Origin of the sequence: Brachybacterium sp. UNK5269, assembly GCF_049266655.1 — a bacterium.
Lineage (GTDB): Bacteria > Actinomycetota > Actinomycetes > Actinomycetales > Dermabacteraceae > Brachybacterium.
This window is the reverse complement of the sequence record NZ_CP184883.1, coordinates 994,970-1,012,125: the sequence shown is the minus strand read 5'-3', so window position 1 is coordinate 1,012,125 and position 17,156 is coordinate 994,970. Positions and strand designations below refer to the sequence as shown.

General features: G+C 72.9%; 9 protein-coding genes, 1 tRNA gene and 2 pseudogenes. 3 read left to right on the top strand and 9 right to left on the bottom strand.

Annotated features, from left to right (window positions below):
* Positions 1-63 precede the first annotated feature (63 nt).
* On the top strand, positions 64-1,353 hold the full coding sequence (locus ACOJUI_RS04630) for a hypothetical protein (protein ID WP_422116922.1): 1,290 nt from the start codon (positions 64-66) through the stop codon (positions 1,351-1,353).
* A 15-nt stretch (positions 1,354-1,368) separates the two neighbouring features.
* On the opposite strand, the gene ACOJUI_RS04625 is transcribed toward ACOJUI_RS04630, so the two are convergent.
* A complete protein-coding gene (locus ACOJUI_RS04625; RefSeq protein ID WP_422116921.1) occupies positions 1,369-2,127 on the bottom strand; it encodes a metallophosphoesterase family protein in 759 nt (252 codons plus the stop codon).
* Between the two features lie 106 nt (positions 2,128-2,233).
* Here ACOJUI_RS04625 and valS point away from each other — a divergent pair, with 106 nt between their 5' ends.
* Positions 2,234-4,909 (top strand): valine--tRNA ligase, encoded by a 2,676-nt coding sequence (gene valS, locus ACOJUI_RS04620; protein ID WP_422116920.1) that lies wholly within the window; start codon positions 2,234-2,236, stop codon positions 4,907-4,909.
* A 145-nt stretch (positions 4,910-5,054) separates the two neighbouring features.
* Here the strand turns inward: valS and selB are convergent, their stop codons facing one another.
* The 3 genes and pseudogenes from selB to ACOJUI_RS04605 form a co-directional block, all read right to left on the bottom strand.
* A complete protein-coding gene (gene selB / locus ACOJUI_RS04615) occupies positions 5,055-6,845 on the bottom strand; it encodes a selenocysteine-specific translation elongation factor (protein WP_422117616.1) in 1,791 nt (596 codons plus the stop codon).
* Positions 6,845-8,217, bottom strand: a pseudogene (selA, locus tag ACOJUI_RS04610) (L-seryl-tRNA(Sec) selenium transferase). Before selA ends, selB begins: the two are co-directional and overlap by 1 nt.
* Positions 8,218-8,297: 80 nt before the next feature.
* Positions 8,298-8,392: transfer RNA gene (locus ACOJUI_RS04605), tRNA-Sec, on the bottom strand.
* A 75-nt stretch (positions 8,393-8,467) separates the two neighbouring features.
* Here ACOJUI_RS04605 and selD point away from each other — a divergent pair.
* The gene (gene selD, locus ACOJUI_RS04600) at positions 8,468-9,478 is read left to right on the top strand and encodes a selenide, water dikinase SelD (protein ID WP_422116919.1); all 1,011 of its coding nucleotides are present in this window, start codon (positions 8,468-8,470) and stop codon (positions 9,476-9,478) included.
* 42 nt (positions 9,479-9,520) lie between these two features.
* On the opposite strand, the gene nrfD is transcribed toward selD, so the two are convergent.
* The 5 genes and pseudogenes from nrfD to clpX form a co-directional block, all read right to left on the bottom strand.
* On the bottom strand, positions 9,521-10,744 hold the full coding sequence (gene nrfD, locus ACOJUI_RS04595; protein WP_422116918.1) for an NrfD/PsrC family molybdoenzyme membrane anchor subunit: 1,224 nt from the start codon (positions 10,742-10,744) through the stop codon (positions 9,521-9,523).
* Positions 10,741-11,760, bottom strand: a complete 1,020-nt coding sequence (locus tag ACOJUI_RS04590) for a 4Fe-4S dicluster domain-containing protein (protein ID WP_422116917.1) — start codon at positions 11,758-11,760, stop codon at positions 10,741-10,743. The genes nrfD and ACOJUI_RS04590 overlap by 4 nt, the downstream gene beginning before the upstream one ends.
* A gap of 152 nt (positions 11,761-11,912) precedes the next feature.
* Positions 11,913-15,203, bottom strand: a pseudogene (gene fdh, locus ACOJUI_RS04585) (formate dehydrogenase); the annotation flags it as partial.
* Positions 15,204-15,277: 74 nt separating this feature from the next.
* A complete protein-coding gene (locus ACOJUI_RS04580; RefSeq protein WP_422116916.1) occupies positions 15,278-15,631 on the bottom strand; it encodes a chorismate mutase in 354 nt (117 codons plus the stop codon).
* The gene (gene clpX, locus ACOJUI_RS04575; RefSeq protein ID WP_422116915.1) at positions 15,628-16,968 is read right to left on the bottom strand and encodes an ATP-dependent Clp protease ATP-binding subunit ClpX; all 1,341 of its coding nucleotides are present in this window, start codon (positions 16,966-16,968) and stop codon (positions 15,628-15,630) included. Before clpX ends, ACOJUI_RS04580 begins: the two co-directional genes overlap by 4 nt.
* Positions 16,969-17,156: the final 188 nt, after the last annotated feature.

Here is a 17,156-nt window from a genome sequence, read left to right as displayed (position 1 = left end):
CGATATCGTCGGGGCAGTCGGCGCGCCGACTGGAGACCCCCTGCTCCCGCACTACGCTGAGCCATGCTCGCCTACCTCCGTGCTCCCCGTCCCGCGGTTCTCGACGCCTGCGTCGAGGACCCGGAGGCCGTGGTCGGGCCCCGGTCCGCGTCCGGCTGGACCGTCGCGTGGCTACCTGCCCTGGAGCACGTCTCGCGCTTCGAGCGCGCCGTGGTCATCGACCTCGACGAGGTGGAAGACCGCGTGGATCTCTGGATCCACAGCGGCGGGGACACCGTCGGCTGGTACTGGGAACCGCAGGAGGACCCCGCGGTCAGCGGGGCAGGTGCCGAGCAGATCGAGAGCGATGCGACCGCAGCTGCAGCGCGCCGTTCGGCCGCGCTCGCTCTGCATCGGACGCTCGATGCCGCGCCTGATGCGGAAGACCCGCTGATCGACCTGCTGGTCGGACGGCCGCCCGCCGAAACGCTCGTCGACATGCTCCGCCAGCTGGGCGACCTGCCCGCCTCCGAGCCTCCCCTTCCGGTTCGCTCCGTGGTCATCGCCCACGCCTCGGCGGAGGCGTCTCGCCATGCCGGGGCGCTCGCCGCCGCTGAACTCGGGGACGTGGTTCTCGCCGACCTCGGCGACGGCTGGACCGCGCTGGTTGCGCAGGAGTGCCCGGAGCACGGCGATCTGCTGGCCGCCGCGGTCGGGACGATGGTTCGGACCCCGGGGCGCGGCGCCCGACGCCGGCGGGTCCTGATGCTGTGGCGCGGGGAGGACGGAGCCTGCGGTGTCGAGCTCTACCGTGGTCAGGACGTCCTCGCGGCTCACGCATGGGGCACCGGCTGGCAGCAGCCGTCGTGCGCGGACCATGAGTCCCGGGACAGTGTCACGAACGAGCTGCTCCCCGCCTCCGCCGCGGAAGCGACGGACCTCCCGCGGCTTCGTTCCCTGATCCGCAGCGACGACCGGGACGGCGACCCGCTCGCCGAGCTGGTGGCGGTCCTCGCCCTGCCGCCGGCGGCGCTCGCCCTGTTGGACCGCCGCTCCGACGCCCCGGCGTCCGAAATGCTGATACCAGCCGGGCCGTGGAGTATCGTCCGCAGCCTGCTCACCGGGCGCTGGTTTGCTCCCATCGCGCCGCGCTGGGCGCTGATTGCCTACGGTGTGCTGTGCCTCGGAGCGGCCCTCCTGCTCGCGCTCCTGGCAGGGACGAAATTTGCGGCGCTTGTGACCGATGGCGCTGTCGTCGGCGACCCTGCGGCCGCCGTCGGGGACTGGGTGTTCCTCGTCATCCAAGGCCTCGGCACAGTGCTCAACGGCATCGTGGGGGTCGGATTGCTGGTCCACGCGCGCAACGCGGACTGACTTGCGACGGGCCCGTCAGCGCAGCCCGAGCCTTCCATGCCTCCCGCGGTGGATGCCGGTGCGCAGCTCGATGACCCACTCCTCGGCCTGGGGCATCCCGAGCCGCTCGGCGACGGCCACCTCCGCCTCCACGTCATAGGGCACCCGCACGATCTGCACCCCGAACGGCGAGCCCGCCTCGCCGTCCGGATCGCCCTCGAGGATCGCGTAGGAGGGCACCGGCTCGTCCAGCGGGTTGCCGACGCTGCCGACGTTGACCAGCGTCCCGTCGTGCTCGGCCCGCACGTACGCGTGATGGATGTCGCCGTAGACGACGACGTCGGCCGGCCCCCGGTCGCCGACGAAGGGCGTCGGGGCGAACATCATCGCGAACTCCGCCTCGGAGTGGTGGCGATGGACGCGGGTGAACTCGTCGATCGGGGAGGCGTGCAGCAGCCGCACCCGCCGCCCGGAGAGGTCGAGGTCGAGGCTTCGCGGCCGCGTGATCAGCCACTGCCGGTCCGCGGCGGAGAGCTCCGCCCGCCACCAGACCTGCCCCCGGTCCCGGGGCGCGCCGTCCCCGGCGACGATGATCTCCCAGTTGCCGCGCACGGTCTCCTCGCACCGCTCCCGGGCCAGGGCGGTGCAGGCCGCGCCGCGCGGCCCCTTGCCGACCACGTCGCCGAGGTTGATCACCCGGGTGATGCCGCGCGCGGCGATGTCGGCGAGCACCGCCTCGAAGGCGGTGAGGTTGCCGTGCACGTCGGAGACCAGGGCGATGCGCTCGAGAGCCATGTCCCCACCGTACGACCGGAGCGCGCCCGTGAGCCGTGCACGCGAGGGCGCTCACACTGCTGACGCCTGCGTTGCACGCGCCCGCAGACCTGGAACAATGCTCCCCATGACCGATACCGCAGCGCGCCCCGACACCCCCACCGCCATCCCCGACCGTCCCTCCCTCGAGGGTCTCGAGGAGAAGTGGGACGGGGTATGGAGCGAGCAGCAGGTGTACGCCTTCGATCCGGACACCACCCGTGACGAGGTCTTCAGCGTCGACACCCCGCCGCCCACCGCCTCCGGTTCACTGCACATCGGCCATGTCTTCGGCTACTCGCAGGCCGACATGATCGTGCGCTACCAGCGCATGCGCGGCAAGAACGTGTTCTACCCGCTGGGCTGGGACGACAACGGCCTGCCCACCGAGCGGCGGGTGCAGAACTACTTCGGCGTGCGCTGCGATCCCTCGCTGCCCTACGACCCGGACCTCACGCCCCCGCAGGAGGGCGGCGACAACAAGTCCGCGAAGGCCGCGAACCAGCTGCCGATCTCGCGCCGCAACTTCATCGAGCTGTGCGAGCGCCTCACCGAGATCGACGAGAAGAGCTTCGAGGAGGTCTTCCGCACCCTCGGCCTCTCCGTGGACTGGAACCACAGCTACCAGACCATCAATGCGCGCTCCCGCGCCACCAGCCAGCGCGCCTTCCTCGAGAACCTCGAGGCCGGCCAGGCGTACCAGTCCGAGGCCCCCACCATGTGGGACGTCACCTACCGCACCGCGGTGGCCCAGGCCGAGCAGGAGGACCGCGACCGCGACGGCGCCTACCACCGCCTCGGCTTCACCCGCACGGACGCGGCCGAGCAGGCGGACTCCACCGTCCATATCGAGACCACCCGTCCCGAGCTGCTGCCGGCCTGTGTGGCCCTCGTGGCCCATCCGGAGGACGAGCGCTACCAGGGCCTGTTCGGCACCACCGTCATCTCTCCCCTGTTCGGTGTCGAGGTGCCGGTGCTCGCGCATCCGCTCGCCCAGCCCGACAAGGGCGCCGGTATCGCGATGATCTGCACCTTCGGCGACTCCAACGACGTCACCTGGTGGCGCGAGCTCGCACTGCCGACCCGTTCGGTGATCGGCCGCGACGGCCGCTTCCTGCCCGAGGCGCCCTGGATCGAGTCGGCCGAGGGCCGCGCCGCCTACGCCGAGCTCGCGGGGAAGACCGTGTTCAGCGCCCAGAAGCGCGTGGTCGAGATGGCCGCCGCCTCCGGCGACCTGGTCGGCGAGCCGACGCGGATCAGCCACCCGGTGAAGTTCTACGAGAACGGCGACAAGCCGCTGGAGTTCGTCACCTCCCGCCAGTGGTACCTCACCAACGGCGGCCGCGACCAGTCCGAGGGCGGCCTGCGCGATGCGCTCATCGAGCGCGGCCGGGAGCTGACCTGGCACCCGCCGTACATGGAGTCCCGCTACCGCAACTGGGTCGAGGGCCTGGCCGGGGACTGGCTGATCTCCCGCCAGCGCTTCTTCGGCGTGCCCTTCCCGATCTGGTACGCGGTGGGCGAGGACGGCGAGACCGACTACGACACCGTGCTCACCCCGCCCCTCGAGGCCCTGCCGATCGACCCCACCATCGACGTCCCTGCGGGATTCACCGAGGACCAGCGCGGCGTGCCCGGCGGCTTCGTCGCCGACCCCGACATCCTCGACACCTGGGCCACGTCCTCGCTGACCCCGCAGCTCGCGGGCGGCTGGAACGAGGACCCGGAGCTGTTCTCGAAGGTGTACCCGATGGACCTGCGCCCGCAGGGCCACGACATCATCCGCACCTGGCTGTTCTCCACCATCGTGCGCTCCCACCTGCAGCAGGACGAGCTGCCGTGGAAGCACGCCTCGATCAACGGCTGGATCCTGGACCCGGACCGCAAGAAGATGTCGAAGTCCAAGGGCAACGTGGTCACCCCCATCGGGCTGCTGCAGCAGCACGGCTCGGACGGTGTGCGCTACTGGGCCGGCCGGGCCCGCCAGGGCGTGGACACCGCCTTCGACGAGGGGCAGATGAAGATCGGTCGCCGCCTGGCGATCAAGATCCTCAACGCCTCGAAGTTCGCCCTCGGCTTCGGCACCGCCCCGACCGATCCGACCGGCCGCCTGGCCGCGGATCCCGCAGCGGTCACCGACCCGCTGGACCGCGCCCTGCTGGCCCGGCTGGCCGAGGTGGTCGAGCAGGCCACCGTCGCCTACGACGACATGGACTACGCCCGCAGCCTCGAGGTGGTCGAGCCCTTCTTCTGGGCCTTCTGCGACGACTACATCGAGCTGGTCAAGGAGCGCGCCCACGGCAACTCCCCGGCCGGCGAGGCCGGCGCCGCCTCGGCGCGGGCGGCGCTCGCGATCGCCCTCGAGGTGCTGCTGCGGCTGTTCGCCCCGGTGATCGTGTTCGCCACCGAGGAGGTCTGGTCGTGGTGGCGCGGCGGCAGCGTCCACACCCAGCCCTGGCCCGTGGCCGCTCCCCTGCGGGAGGCGGCGGCCGGTCAGCACGCGGCGCTGGTGGATTCCGTCGCCCAGGCCGCGATCTCGGTGCGGCGCATCAAGTCCGATGCGAAGGTCTCCCAGAAGACGCCCATCGTGTCGGTGACGATCCACGCCCCGCAGGCCGCCCTCGCGCATCTGGAGGCCGCGGCCGCGGACCTCACGGCGCTGGGCCGGATCGAGTCGCTCGAGCTGGTGGCCGGCCAGGGCGAGGAGATTCTCGCCCAGGACGTCGAGCTCGGGGAGCCCCCGGTCAAGCCCCAGCGCGGCTGATCCGGCCGGGCGCCGCGGCGGGACGCCGGATCGGGTCAGGATCCGTTCCGATCCGGGCGGTCCGCGGAACGGATCCCGACCCGATCCGGCCGAGCCCGGGCGCCCGCGGGACGGCCCCGTGGAACGGGCGCCCCACCGGTCGGGTTCAGCGCACGATCTCCCGGTGGCCGGCATCGGTGCGGCGGGTCCAGCCCCGGGCATCGAGGTGCTCGAGCAGCGGGATCGCCACCCGGCGGGTGGTCCCCAGCGCCTGGCGGGCCGCGCTGGTGGTGAAGGGCTGCGGCAGCCGGGACAGCTCCCGCATCGCCAGGGCCGGGGCGCTGGGCAGCAGCACCACGCCGTCGGCCAGGCGCAGCAGCCGGCCCTGCTTGGCGGCCGCGGCGAGCTCCTTGGCGCCCAGGCGCAGCGCGGAGAGGTCGTCCGCCTCCGGCGCGCCGAACGGCCGCTGCTGCAGTCGCTGTTCCAGCTCGGCGACGGCGGGTTCGGCCGCTCCCAGGCCGACGGGCGCGGCCGCATCCCGCACCCGGCCGTCGGCGAGGGCGAGGGAGGCGGCGGCGGCGACCACCGTGTCCAGCAGGCCGTCGTCGGGCAGGGCGAGGGCGTCGATCGCCGCCTTGCGCGGCACCCCGGCGGAGAGCGCGTCGGCGCGACGGTCGGCGGCGACCAGCTCCCCGAGTCGCGTCGTCCAGCGCTCCAGCGCCCCGCCGTCCACGAGCCAGTCGCCGAAGCGGCTCACCCCGGCAGGCAGCTGCTCCGGCACCGGGATCCCGAAGCGCTGCAGGACGCCGGCGGGCACCGCGCCGCGGCGCGCGACCTCGAGCGCCACGTCTCCGCCGGGAGGCATGGAGGCCAGCAGCTCCCGGCGGCGGGCGCCGTCGCCGCGCCGGTCCAGGGCGGGCGGGTCCACGTCGAGGACCTGCACGCCGGTGCGCACCGAGTGGCGTCCGCTGCCCCGCAGCACCATCCGGTCGCCGACACTCAGCGGGAGCGCGCGCGCCAGGGTGAGGCGGGCATGGTCCTCGCCGAGGGGCCGCACCCGGGCGCTCACCGCCGCGGTGCCGACGTGGACGATCAGCTCCGCAGGGGCGTCCGCGAAGCCGGCGCCGGTGCTCCGGCGCACGTCCACCAGCGCGGTGCGATGCCAGGCGCCGGGGCTCAGCAGGGCGTCCCCACGGCCGATCTCCTCGGTGCCGACTCCGCGCAGGTTCACCGCGGCGCGGCTGACCGGGCCGAGCTGCGGGATCTGACCGCCGCGGCTCTGCAGGCCGCGCACCACCACCTCCCCGTCGCGCTGCGCCCCGCTCAGCTGGAGGCGGTCCTCCCGGTGCAGGGTGCCGGCGGGCAGGGTGCCGGTGACGATGGTGCCGGCCCCGGAGATGCTAAAGGCGCGGTCCACCCACAGCCGCACCCGCTGGGTCGGGGAGGGTGCGCGGGCGCCGGCCACGGCCGCGTCCAGCAGCGTGCGCAGCTCCTCGAGCCCCTGCCCGGTGACCGCGGAGACGCCGACCGCGGGGGCGGTGGCGAGTCCCGTGCCGGCCAGTTCGGTGCGGGCCTGGGCGATGACGTCCTCGACGCGGTCGGGGGCGAGGTCGGCGCGCGTGACGACGATCAGGCCCTGGTCGATGCCCAGCGCCGCGATCGCGTCGCGGTGGTCCCCGGACTGGGCCTGCCAGCCCTCGTCGGCGGCGATGACGAAGCAGACGATCGGGGCGGGGCCGAGACCGGCCAGCATGTTCCCCAGGAACCGCTCGTGGCCGGGGACGTCGACGAAGGACACCTCGCGGCCGGACGGCAGGGAGGTCCAGGCGAAGCCCAGGTCGATGGTCAGCCCGCGCTGCCTCTCCTCGGCGAGGCGGTCGGGCTCGATCCCGGTGAGCGCCCGGATCAGGGTCGACTTGCCGTGGTCGACGTGCCCGGCGGTGGCGATGACCTGCATCATCGCGTCGCGCTCCGCGTGCTCGTGGACGCCGCGCCGCGCTGTCCGAGCCGGGCGCGGGCGGCGGTGACGGCCGCGAGCAGCTGCTCCTCCTCGGCCTGCGGGATGCAGCGCAGGTCCAGCAGGCACTCGCCGTCCCGGACGGTGGTGACCACGGCCGGCTGCCCGGTGCGCAGGGGGAGGCGAGCTCGGCGTCCAGGGCGATGGCCCAGCCGGGCAGCGGCACCTCGGCCCCTCCCCCGCCGCCGACCCGGCCGTCGTGCTCGACCACGCGCCCGTCGATCCGCGCGGCCAGTCGCTCGGTGCGCTCGCGCAGCTCAGCGGGGTCCAGGCGCAGCGCCTCGAGCACCGGCGGGAGCGGGCCCTCGAGGGTCGCCTCGAGGGCGGCCAGGGCCAGCTTGTCGGCGCGGACCGCGCGGGCCAGCGGATGGCGGGCCAGGCGCGCGATGACCTCGGCGCGTCCCAGCAGGATCCCGGCCTGCGGGCCGCCGAGCAGCTTGTCGCCGCTGGCGATGACCACGTCGGCCCCCGCCCGCAGCGCGGCCGCGAGGTCGGGCTCGTCGGGCAGTCGCGCCTCGGGGGCCAGCAGCCCGCTGCCGAGGTCCGCGACCACCGGCACCCCGGCCTCCCGGCAGGGACCGGCGAGTTCGTCGATGCCGACCTGGCTGGTGAACCCGATGACGCGGTAGTTGCTGGTGTGGATCCGCAGCACGCAGCCGGTGTCCGGGCCGAGCGCACCGGTGTAGTCGGCCAGGTGGGTGCGGTTGGTGGTGCCGACCTCCCGCAGGCGGGCGCCGGTGGAGGCGATCAGGTCGGGCAGACGGAAGCCGGCCCCGATCTCGACCAGCTCGCCGCGGCTGACCACCACCTCGCCGGTGCCGGCCAGCGCGGTGGTGGCCAGCACCAGGGCGGCGGCGCCGTTGTTGACCACCAGCGCGTCCTCCGCCTCGGGGCAGGCCGCCAGCAGGGCGGCCCGGGCCCCGGCCCCGCGCCGCGACCGCGCCCCGGTGCCCAGGTCGAACTCCACGTCGGTGTACCCGGCGGCCTGCTGCAGCGCCGCGCGGGCGGCGGGCGAGAGCGGGGCCCGGCCCAGGTTCGTGTGCACGATGACGCCGGTGGCGTTGAGCACCGGGCGCAGCGAGACCGCGGGCCGCTCCCCGATCGCGGCGAGCACCTCCTCGAGGACCTGCTCGGGGGTGATCTCGCCGGCGCGGGCGCGGTCCTGGGCGGCGCGCACGATCCCGCGCACCACCCGCTCGCTCATCGCCGCCGTCGCGTCCGCGACCGGCGGATGCGCGAGCAGATGATCCGTGCGGGGGATCCGACGGCGCGGATCGGTGGTCTCGGCGCTCTGCTCGGGCGTCGCGGGCACAGGACCTCCTCGGGGCCGGCGGGCACCGGCCGGCGAGGCGGTCGGAGCCGGGGCGCCGCTCCGGGGCGGCGGCGGATGCTTGGCGGAGGCGGACGGGAATCGAACCCGCCAGACCGAGATGCTCGGTCTCACCGGTTTTGAAGACCGGGGCGCCCACCAGGACACGTACGCCTCCGTGAGCCAACGTAGCACCGCGGGAGCGGGCACGATGCCCGGCACAGGAGGCTCCCGCTGTGAGTAGGCTCCCTGCATGACTTCGACCCCGATCGTCCCCGTGTCGGAACCCCGCATCCGGCTGACCACCATGGCGCACGGCGGCGGCTGCGCCTCGAAGATCCCGCCCGGAGAGCTGGAGGACGTCGTCTCGGCCCTGTCCGGTCAGCAGTACGAACAGGTGATCGTCGGCCTCGAGGACGGCGACGATGCGGCCGCGGTGCGGATCGACGGGGACACCGCGGTGCTGTCCACCGCCGACTTCTTCACCCCCGTGGTCGATGACCCCTTCGACTGGGGCCGGATCGCCGCCGCGAACGCGCTGTCGGACATCTACGCCATGGGCGGCGAGCCGGTGGTGGCGATCAACCTGGTGGGCTGGCCGCGCGGGGTGCTCTCCTTCGACCTGCTGCGCGAGGTGCTCGCCGGCGGGCTCGCGGTGGCGAGGCAGGCCGGGGTGCCGGTGATCGGCGGGCACTCGGTGGACGACCCGGAGCCGAAGTACGGCATGGCCGTCACCGGCACCGCACATCCGGATCGTCTGCTGCGCAACGACGCCGCCGCGGCCGGGCTGCCGATCACGCTGACCAAGCCCCTCGGGGTGGGGCTGCTGAACAACCGCCACAAGGTCACCGGCGAGGTCTCCGCCGCGGCGATCGAGACCATGACCACCCTGAACCGCGACGCCGCGAGGGCCGCGCTCGCGGCCGGGGCGCGGGCCGCGACCGACGTCACCGGCTTCGGGCTGCTGGGCCACCTGTTCAAGATGGGCCGGGCCTCGGGCGTGGGCGCGGTCATCGACCGCGCGGCGGTGCCGCTGGTCGAGGGCGCCGCCGAGGCCCTGCGGGACGGCTACGTCTCCGGTGGCACCCGTCGGAACCTCGACTGGGTGCGCGAGCACGTGCGGGCCGGCGCGGGCATCACCGAGGACGACCTGCTGCTGCTCACCGATGCGCAGACCTCCGGCGGTCTGCTGGTGATCGGCGAGGTGCCCGGCTACCCGATCATCGGGCAGACCGTGGAGGGGTCCGGCATCGAGGTGCGCTGAGGGGCGGCCCCGCGCCGGGCGGGACGCGCGGCGCGGGCCCGCTCAGAGCTCCCCGCGCCCCCGGTCGCCGGGATGGACGGAACCGGGTGCGGTGGCCTCGGGGCGCTCCGGACCCGGACCGGTCTGCTCGGGATCCTCCTGCGGCCGGTCTCCCGTCACGGGGGCGGTGGTGATCGAGTCGTCGATGATCCCCTGGGCGCGGCGGCGCTCGAGGCGCTCGCGCTGCGGCTCCACCACCCGGCGCGGATCCTTGACCGATTCGTGGCCGGCCTCGAGCACCCCGAAGCGGGTCAGGGCGGAGGCGCTGAGCAGGGCCAGACCGCTGAGCACGGCCACCGGTCGGAACCGGCCGCCGAGCAGGGTGCCGAGGCCGCCGGCGATCGCCAGGCGTTCCGAGAGCTTCAGGAAGCGGCCGGGCCGGCCGATCTCCAGCGGCTCCGCCTCGAGCTCGTGCATCTGGTCCTTCATGCGGTGCGTCGCGACCAGCTCCCCGATCACGCCCGCGACGGCCAGCACCCGGGCGGGACCGGTCTCCCGGGACGGGGTGAGGACCATCGCGGCGCCGGTGGACGCCATCGTCGCGGAGGAGACGAAGACGTAGGCGAGCCCCTTGCGGGCGCCCGCCCAGGTGGGCACCGCGGTGTCGCCCAGCAGCACCGCGGTGTAGGAGGCCAGCGGCCCGCCGAGCACCACCGAGCCGGCGGTCCCGGCCGCCTCGAGCGCCCGCAGCACCGGGCGCAGCGCGCCCAGGGGCAGACGCTCCCCGGTCATCCGGTCCACCTCGCCGGCCGCCGCGAACCCCGCGGAGACACCGAATCCGCTGAGCAGCCAGGTGCCCATGCTCATCGGGGAGGTCGGCTTGAACACGCGCAGCATGTTGAGGAACCGCTCCGGCCGGCCCAGGTCCACCACCAGCGCGGGCAGTCCGGCGCTCACCGCTCCCAGCGCCACCAGGCGCGCGTTGCGGCGCAGCAGCTCGCGTCCGGTCACGGCCGCTCCGCCGGCCAGCACCGCGGAGCCGCCCGCGAGGCCGCCGACGAAGAGGTACAGTCCGATCGGCCACTCCCACGGCGGGGCCTTGACGATGGAGCGGCCGTAGTAGGACTCGAACTCGGGGTCGGAGACCATCGGCACTTCGCGCGAGCCGTCGCCCCCGCTGAGCAGGTCCGGGCTCTGGCGCGCCCTGCCGCCCCGTCGACGGCGTCCCCCGCGCGGGGGCTCGGGCGGGCGGTAGGCGTCGTACTCGGAATGGGCGGCGTGGGTCACCGGCGGCCTCCGATGAACGCGAGGGCGGTCGCGGCGACCATGCCCAGCGCGGCCAGTCCGGCGGTCCGGTACATCTGGGGCAGGTCCTTGGTGGGCACCTGCGGGTCCGGCGGAAGCCCGTAGACCTCGGGCTCGTCCAGGAGCAGGAACACCGAGCCGATGCCGCCCACGCCGTCGCGGGGGTTGGCCCCGTAGAGGCGGGCATCGGTCATGCCCTGGGCGTGCAGCTGCTGGATGCGCTCCTCGGCGGAGTCGACCATGTCGTCGTGGTCGCCGAACTTGATCGAGGTGGTCGGGCAGGTCTTGGCGCAGGCCGGGGTCTCGCCGACGACCAGCCGGTCGTAGCACAGCGTGCACTTGTTGGCGGTGCCGGGGTTGGGCACCTCCTGCTCGATGTCGCCGCCGCGGGCGGTCTTGGTCGCGACCGTGCCGTCGTCGCGGCGCTGGATGACGCCGAAGGGACAGGCGCCCACGCAGGTGCCGCAGCCGTTGCAGACGTCGGCCTGCACGACCACGGAGCCGAACTCGGTGCGGTAGAGCGCACCGGTGGGGCACACGTCCATGCAGCCGGCGTTCGTGCAGTGCTTGCACACGTCCGAGGACATCAGCCAGCGGAACTCCGGGGTGTCCGGCGGTGCGGTGTCGGTGCCGGCGAGGTCGTCGGCGGGCCGGCCCCCGGGGGCCCCGGCGCCGCTGCGCGGGCCGATCGACGGCATGCCGAGGCTGACCAGGCGTCGCCCCGACTCCCGGGCCTGCTCGATGCGGGCGGCGTCCTGTTCGACGAACGCCACATGGCGCCAGGTGTTCGCGCCCAGCGCGCCGGTGTTGTCGAAGGAGGACCCCATCAGCTCGAGGTCCCCGTCGGCGGGGTTGCGGTTCCACTCCTTGCACGCGACCTCACAGGCCTTGCAACCGATGCAGATCGACGTGTCGGTGAAGAATCCCTTGCGGGAATGGTCGTGCTCCCACCCGGACTCGGCGACGGGCCGGGTCGAGGACTCGGTCAGCGGGGCCATCAGTTCTCCTCTCGGGGGGTGCGGTGCGCGCCGCGGGGCGGCTCGGGGTCGCCGCCGGCCTGCAGCGCCTGCTCGAGCGCACCGCCGTGGGGGACGATGTCCTCGCGCTCGACGAGGACGTCGTGCGAGGTGCCGTCCTGCAGCCCCGGGACGGTGATCGGCTCGTGCCCGGTGCTCGGGCCGATGCCGGCCTGGCGCTGCAGATCGTCGACCAGCTCCCGCCGGGCCACACCGCGGGGTCGGCGGCCCGGGCGCAGGGTGCACGCGATCGCCTTCGAGTTCTGGATCTGCGTGTTCGCATCGAGGTTCAGCCCGATGAGGTCGTTGACGGCGTCGCCGGAGACGATCGCCTCGCTGCCCTCGGCCCAGTGGTACGGCATCCCGATCTGGTGGACGGTGCGGCCGGCCACCCGCAGGGGCGTCATCCGCTTGGTCACCAGCACGCGCGCCTCGATCGCCGAGCGCGGGGTGATGACCGTCGCCCAGCCGTAGGGCTCGAGACCGACCTCCTCCGCGAGCTCCGGGGAGACCTCGCAGAACAGCTCCGGCTGGAGCTCGGAGAGGTAGGGCAGGAAGCGGCTCATGCCGCCGGCCGTGTGGTGCTCGGTGAGCCGGTACGTGGTGAACACGTACGGGTACACCGCGGCCTGCTCCGCGGTGCCGGTGATGCCGGGCGCGTTCATGTTGCCCTGGTCCGCGAAGTCCACCCGGGTGGGGTTCACCTGCTGCGGGTACAGGGGGTTGGGGATCGGCGACTCGACGCCCTCGTAGTGGGTCGGCAGCGGGCCGTCGACCATGCCCGAGGGCGCGAACAGCCAGCCGCGGCCGTCGGCCTGCATGATGAAGGCGTCGTTCCCGGCCAGCGCGGCGGCGCCGCCCTGGTCCGGGTCCCCCGGATCGTGCGGGTGCTTGGTGGCGGGGAAGTCCGGGATGTCCTTGCCGGTCCAGCGCCCCTGCTCCTCGTCCCACCAGACGTACTTCTTGCGCTCGCTCCACGGCTTGCCGTCCGCGTCGGCGGACGCGCGGTTGTAGAGCATCCGCCGGTTCGCGGGCCAGGCCCACGCCCATTCGGCGGCCGTGGCGTCCTGCTCGCTGCCGGGCTTGCGCCGCCGCGCCTGGTTGACGCCGTCCGCGTAGACGCCGGAGTAGATCCAGCAGCCGCCGGCGGTGGTGCCGTCGGCGGTCATCTCGAGGTAGCTGGACAGCGGCTGGCCGTCCTTCTCCCCGCCGACGTGGTAGCCGTTGATCTCCTTCAGCACGGCCTCCGCGTCGGGCTCGCCGTGCTCGTCCACCGGGTAGTCCCAGGTGAGGTGCTTCAGCGGCAGGTCGCGGGGGTCGTCGGAGTCGGCGAGCTTCGCGCGGATGCGCTGACCGAGCTCGTACATGAACTGCAGCTCGCTGACGCAGTCGCCGGGCGGGGTGACGGCCTGGTCCCGCCACTGGACCAGGCGCTGGGTCTGGGTGAACGAACCGGACTTCTCGGTGTGGTTCGCGGCGGGCATGTAGAACATCTCGGTGCCGATGTCCTCGGTCCGCAGCTCGCCGGAGTCGATCTCCGGCCCCTCCTTCCACCAGGTCGCCGATTCGATCATGTAGAAGTCGCGCACGACCATCCACTTCAGGTGCGACATGGCCAGGCGCTGCATGCGCCCGTTGGCCGAGCCCACCGCCGGGTTCTGCCCGAGCAGGAAGTAGCCGTCGACCCCGTCCTCGAGCATCAGCTGCGTGGTCTGGTAGGTGCCGTGCGCACCGGTCAGCCGCGGCAGGTAGTCGAAGGCCCAGTCGTTCTCCGCCGTCGCCGCCTCGCCCCACCAGGCCTTCAGCAGGTTCACGGCGTAGGACTCGGAGTCGGCCCAGTAGCCCTTCTGCGTCTTGGTGCCGATCGAGTCGAGGTACTCCTGGAACGTGTCATGGCTGCCGACCTTCGGCATCGGCAGGTAGCCGGGCAGGAGGTTGAACAGGGTGGGGATGTCCGTCGAGCCCTGGATGGTGGCATGTCCGCGCAGGGCCATGATGCCGCCGCCCGGACGGCCCATGTTGCCCAGCAGCAGCTGCAGCACGCCGGCGGCCCGGATGAACTGGGCGCCGCCCACGTGCTGGGTCCAGCCCACCGCGTAGGCGAAGCAGGTGGTCCGCTCCGGTCCCGAGTTCTCCGTCATCGACCGTGCGAGGTACTCGAAGTCGGCCTGCGAGATGCCGCAGACCTCCTCGACCATCTCCGCGGTGTACCGCGCGTAGTGCCGCTTGAGGATCTGGAACACGCAGCGCGGATCCTGCAGGGACTCGTCGCGGGTGGGGTTGCCGTGCTCGAGCGGCGGACCGCCGGAACCGTGCGAGTGGCCGGAGGCCTCGCCGTCCGTCGACCCGTCCGCGTCGCCGTCACCGTCCTCGTCGCCGTACTGCGGGGAGGCGTCCTCCCCGTCCGCGGAGGCGTCGGCGTACTGCCAGCTGGTCATGTCGTAGGTGCGCTTGTCGGGATCGAATCCCGAGAACAGCCCGCCGAGGTCCTCAGCGTCGACGTAGTCCTCGTTGATGATCGAGGACGCGTTGGTGAACGCCTTGACGTAGTCCTCGAACCAGAGGTCGTTGCTGATGACGTAGTTGATCAGCGCGCCGAGCAGCACGATGTCCGAGCCGGCTCGGATCGGGACGTGCTTGTGCGCATTGGCACTGGTGCGGGAGAAGCGGGGATCGACATGGATGATCCGGGCCCCCTTGGCCTTGGCCTCCATCACCCACTGGAAGCCGACGGGATGGGCCTCGGCCATGTTCGAGCCCTGGATGACGATGCAGTCGGCGTTGGCCATGTCCTGGAGGTACTGGGTCGCGCCGCCGCGTCCGAACGAGGTCCCCAGACCGGGGACCGTGGCGGAGTGTCATATACGGGCCTGGTTCTCCATCTGCACCGCACCGGCGGCCGTGAAGAGCTTCTTGGCGAGGTAGTTCTCCTCGTTGTCGATGGTCGCCCCGCCCAGCGAGGCGATGCCCATCGTCCGTCGCAGCGGGCGCCCCTCGGCGTCCTCGTCCTGCCAGTGCTTGCGGCGCGCCTCGAGGAACCGGTCCGCGATCATGTCCATCGCGGTCTCGTAGTCGAGGTCCTCCCAGTCGGAGGCGTGGGGAGCGCGGTAGCGCACCGTGGTGACCCGGCGCGGGGAGTTGACCAGCTGCTCGCTCGCGGCGCCCTTGGGGCACAGCCGTCCGCGGGAGATCGGGGAATCCGGATCGCCCTCGATCTGGATGACCTTGTTGTCCTTGGCGTAGACCTTCTGACCGCAGCCGACGGCGCAGTAGGGGCAGACGCTCTGGACCACGGTGTCGGCATCGGCCGTCCGCGGGGCGGTGCTGCGGGTGGCCTTCGACGTCACCGCCGTCCCGCGCCCCCAGCGGTCATCGCCGCGGAGCTGCCGGACCACCGGCCAGTCGAGGAACGTTGTGCGAGCCATGGCGGCGATGCTATCAGCGTTCCGCTCACGGCGAACGCCGCCCCGCCTGCCCGGCGGGCCGACGAACCGAGTGGTCAGCCCGGGGTGGCGCCCTCGTCGCGGATCCGCTCGTGATGGCGGATCACCTCGGTGACGATGAAGCGCAGGAAGGCCTCGGCGAAGGTCGGGTCCAGCCCCGCATCGTCGGCCAGCGCCCGCAGATGGCGGATCTGCTCCTGCTCACGGGCCGGGTCCGCCGGCGGCAGGCCGTGCTCGGCCTTCAGCACGCCGACGCGCTGCGTGTGGGAGAACCGCTCGGCGAGCAGGTGCACCAGGGCAGCATCGATGTTGTCGATGCTGCGCCGCTCCTCCAGGAGCAGCCGACGGGCGCGTGCGACGTCGTCGGGATCGATCGCGGCCCGAGCGGGGCCGGTGCCGGCCTCGCTCATGCGGAGCGCTCCTGGCGTGAGCGGGAGCTGTCGCAGTCCGCGCCCTTGGCGGTGAGCATCAGCGGGGCGCGCCCCTCGGAGATCACGCCCTCGGTGATCACGACCTTGACCACGTCGTCCCGCGACGGCACCTCGAACATCACCGCCTGCAGGGAGTCCTCGAGGATGGCTCGCAGCCCGCGCGCACCGGTCCCCCGCTCGATGGCCCGGTCGGCGACGGCTTCCAGCGCGCTGCGCTCGAAGTCCAGCTCGACCCCGTCGAGGGCGAACATCTTCTGGAACTGCTTGACCAGGGCGTTGCGAGGCTCGGTGAGGATCCGGATCAGGGCATCGCGGTCGAGGTTGGACACGCTGGTGATCACCGGCAGGCGCCCGATGAACTCGGGGATCAGCCCGAACTTGAGCAGGTCCTCCGGCTGCAGCTTGCCGTAGATCTCCTCCTGCGCGAGCGGCGTGTGCAGGTCGGCCCCGAAGCCGATGCCGCGCTTGCCGATCCGGGAGCCGATGATGTCCTCGATGCCGGCGAAGGCGCCCGCCACGATGAACAGCACGTTGGTGGTGTCGATCTGGATGAACTCCTGATGGGGGTGCTTGCGGCCGCCCTGCGGCGGCACCGCGGCGACCGTGCCCTCCAGGATCTTCAGCAGGGCCTGCTGGACGCCCTCACCGGAGACGTCACGGGTGATCGAGGGGTTCTCGGACTTGCGGCCGATCTTGTCGACCTCGTCGATGTAGATGATGCCGCGCTCGGCCTTCTTGACGTCGTAGTCCGCGGCCTGCAGCAGCTTCAGCAGGATGTTCTCGACGTCCTCGCCGACGTAGCCCGCCTCGGTCAGCGCGGTGGCGTCGGCCATCGCGAAGGGCACGTCGAGCATGCGGGCGAGGGTCTGGGCGAGGTAGGTCTTGCCGCAGCCGGTGGGCCCGACCAGCATGACGTTGGACTTCGCGACCTCGATCTCGTCGCGCTCCGCGTCGGCCTCCTCGGCCAGCGCCGTCGCGGCGCTCTTCGCGGGGGAGGCGGCCTGCTCCCCCTCCTGCGCCCGCACCCGCTTGTAGTGGTTGTACACCGCGACGGCGAGGGCGCGCTTGGCGGGCTCCTGGCCGACCACGTACTCCTCGAGGAAGTCGAAGATCTCCCGCGGCGGGGGCAGCGGGGCCTGCTCCTCGACGACCGGCTGCGCGGCCGAGATCTCCTCGGCGATGATCTCGTTGCACAGCTCGATGCACTCCTCGCAGATGTACACCCCGGGCCCGGAGATCAGCCGCTCGACCTGCTTCTGCGACTTCCCGCAGAAGGAGCACTTGAACACGTCGGCCCCATCGCTCGTCCGTGCCATGTCCGTGTCCTTTCGTCAGGTCGTCTGCAGTGCGTACGTCACGTTCCCCGGAGCGCGACCCGGGCCCCTCGGAACCCTCACTACGGTACCGCGCCGGGCCGTGCCGACGCGGTAGGCGAAGCGCCGGGTCGGCGCGTCCCCGCACCGCCGCCGGCTCCTGATCGCGCTGGTGAGCGCTCCGGGGCCGA

Excerpts from the sequence above, each read along its gene's own strand:
- ACOJUI_RS04630 (WP_422116922.1), top strand. The coding sequence starts at position 64 with ATGCTCGCCTACCTCCGTGCTCCCCGTCCCGCGGTTCTCGACGCCTGC.
- ACOJUI_RS04625 (WP_422116921.1), bottom strand. The coding sequence starts at position 2,127 with ATGGCTCTCGAGCGCATCGCCCTGGTCTCCGACGTGCACGGCAACCTC.
- valS (WP_422116920.1), top strand. The coding sequence starts at position 2,234 with ATGACCGATACCGCAGCGCGCCCCGACACCCCCACCGCCATCCCCGAC.
- selB (WP_422117616.1), bottom strand. The coding sequence starts at position 6,845 with ATGCAGGTCATCGCCACCGCCGGGCACGTCGACCACGGCAAGTCGACC.
- selD (WP_422116919.1), top strand. The coding sequence starts at position 8,468 with ATGACTTCGACCCCGATCGTCCCCGTGTCGGAACCCCGCATCCGGCTG.
- ACOJUI_RS04590 (WP_422116917.1), bottom strand. The coding sequence starts at position 11,760 with ATGGCCCCGCTGACCGAGTCCTCGACCCGGCCCGTCGCCGAGTCCGGG.
- ACOJUI_RS04580 (WP_422116916.1), bottom strand. The coding sequence starts at position 15,631 with ATGAGCGAGGCCGGCACCGGCCCCGCTCGGGCCGCGATCGATCCCGAC.
- clpX (WP_422116915.1), bottom strand. The coding sequence starts at position 16,968 with ATGGCACGGACGAGCGATGGGGCCGACGTGTTCAAGTGCTCCTTCTGC.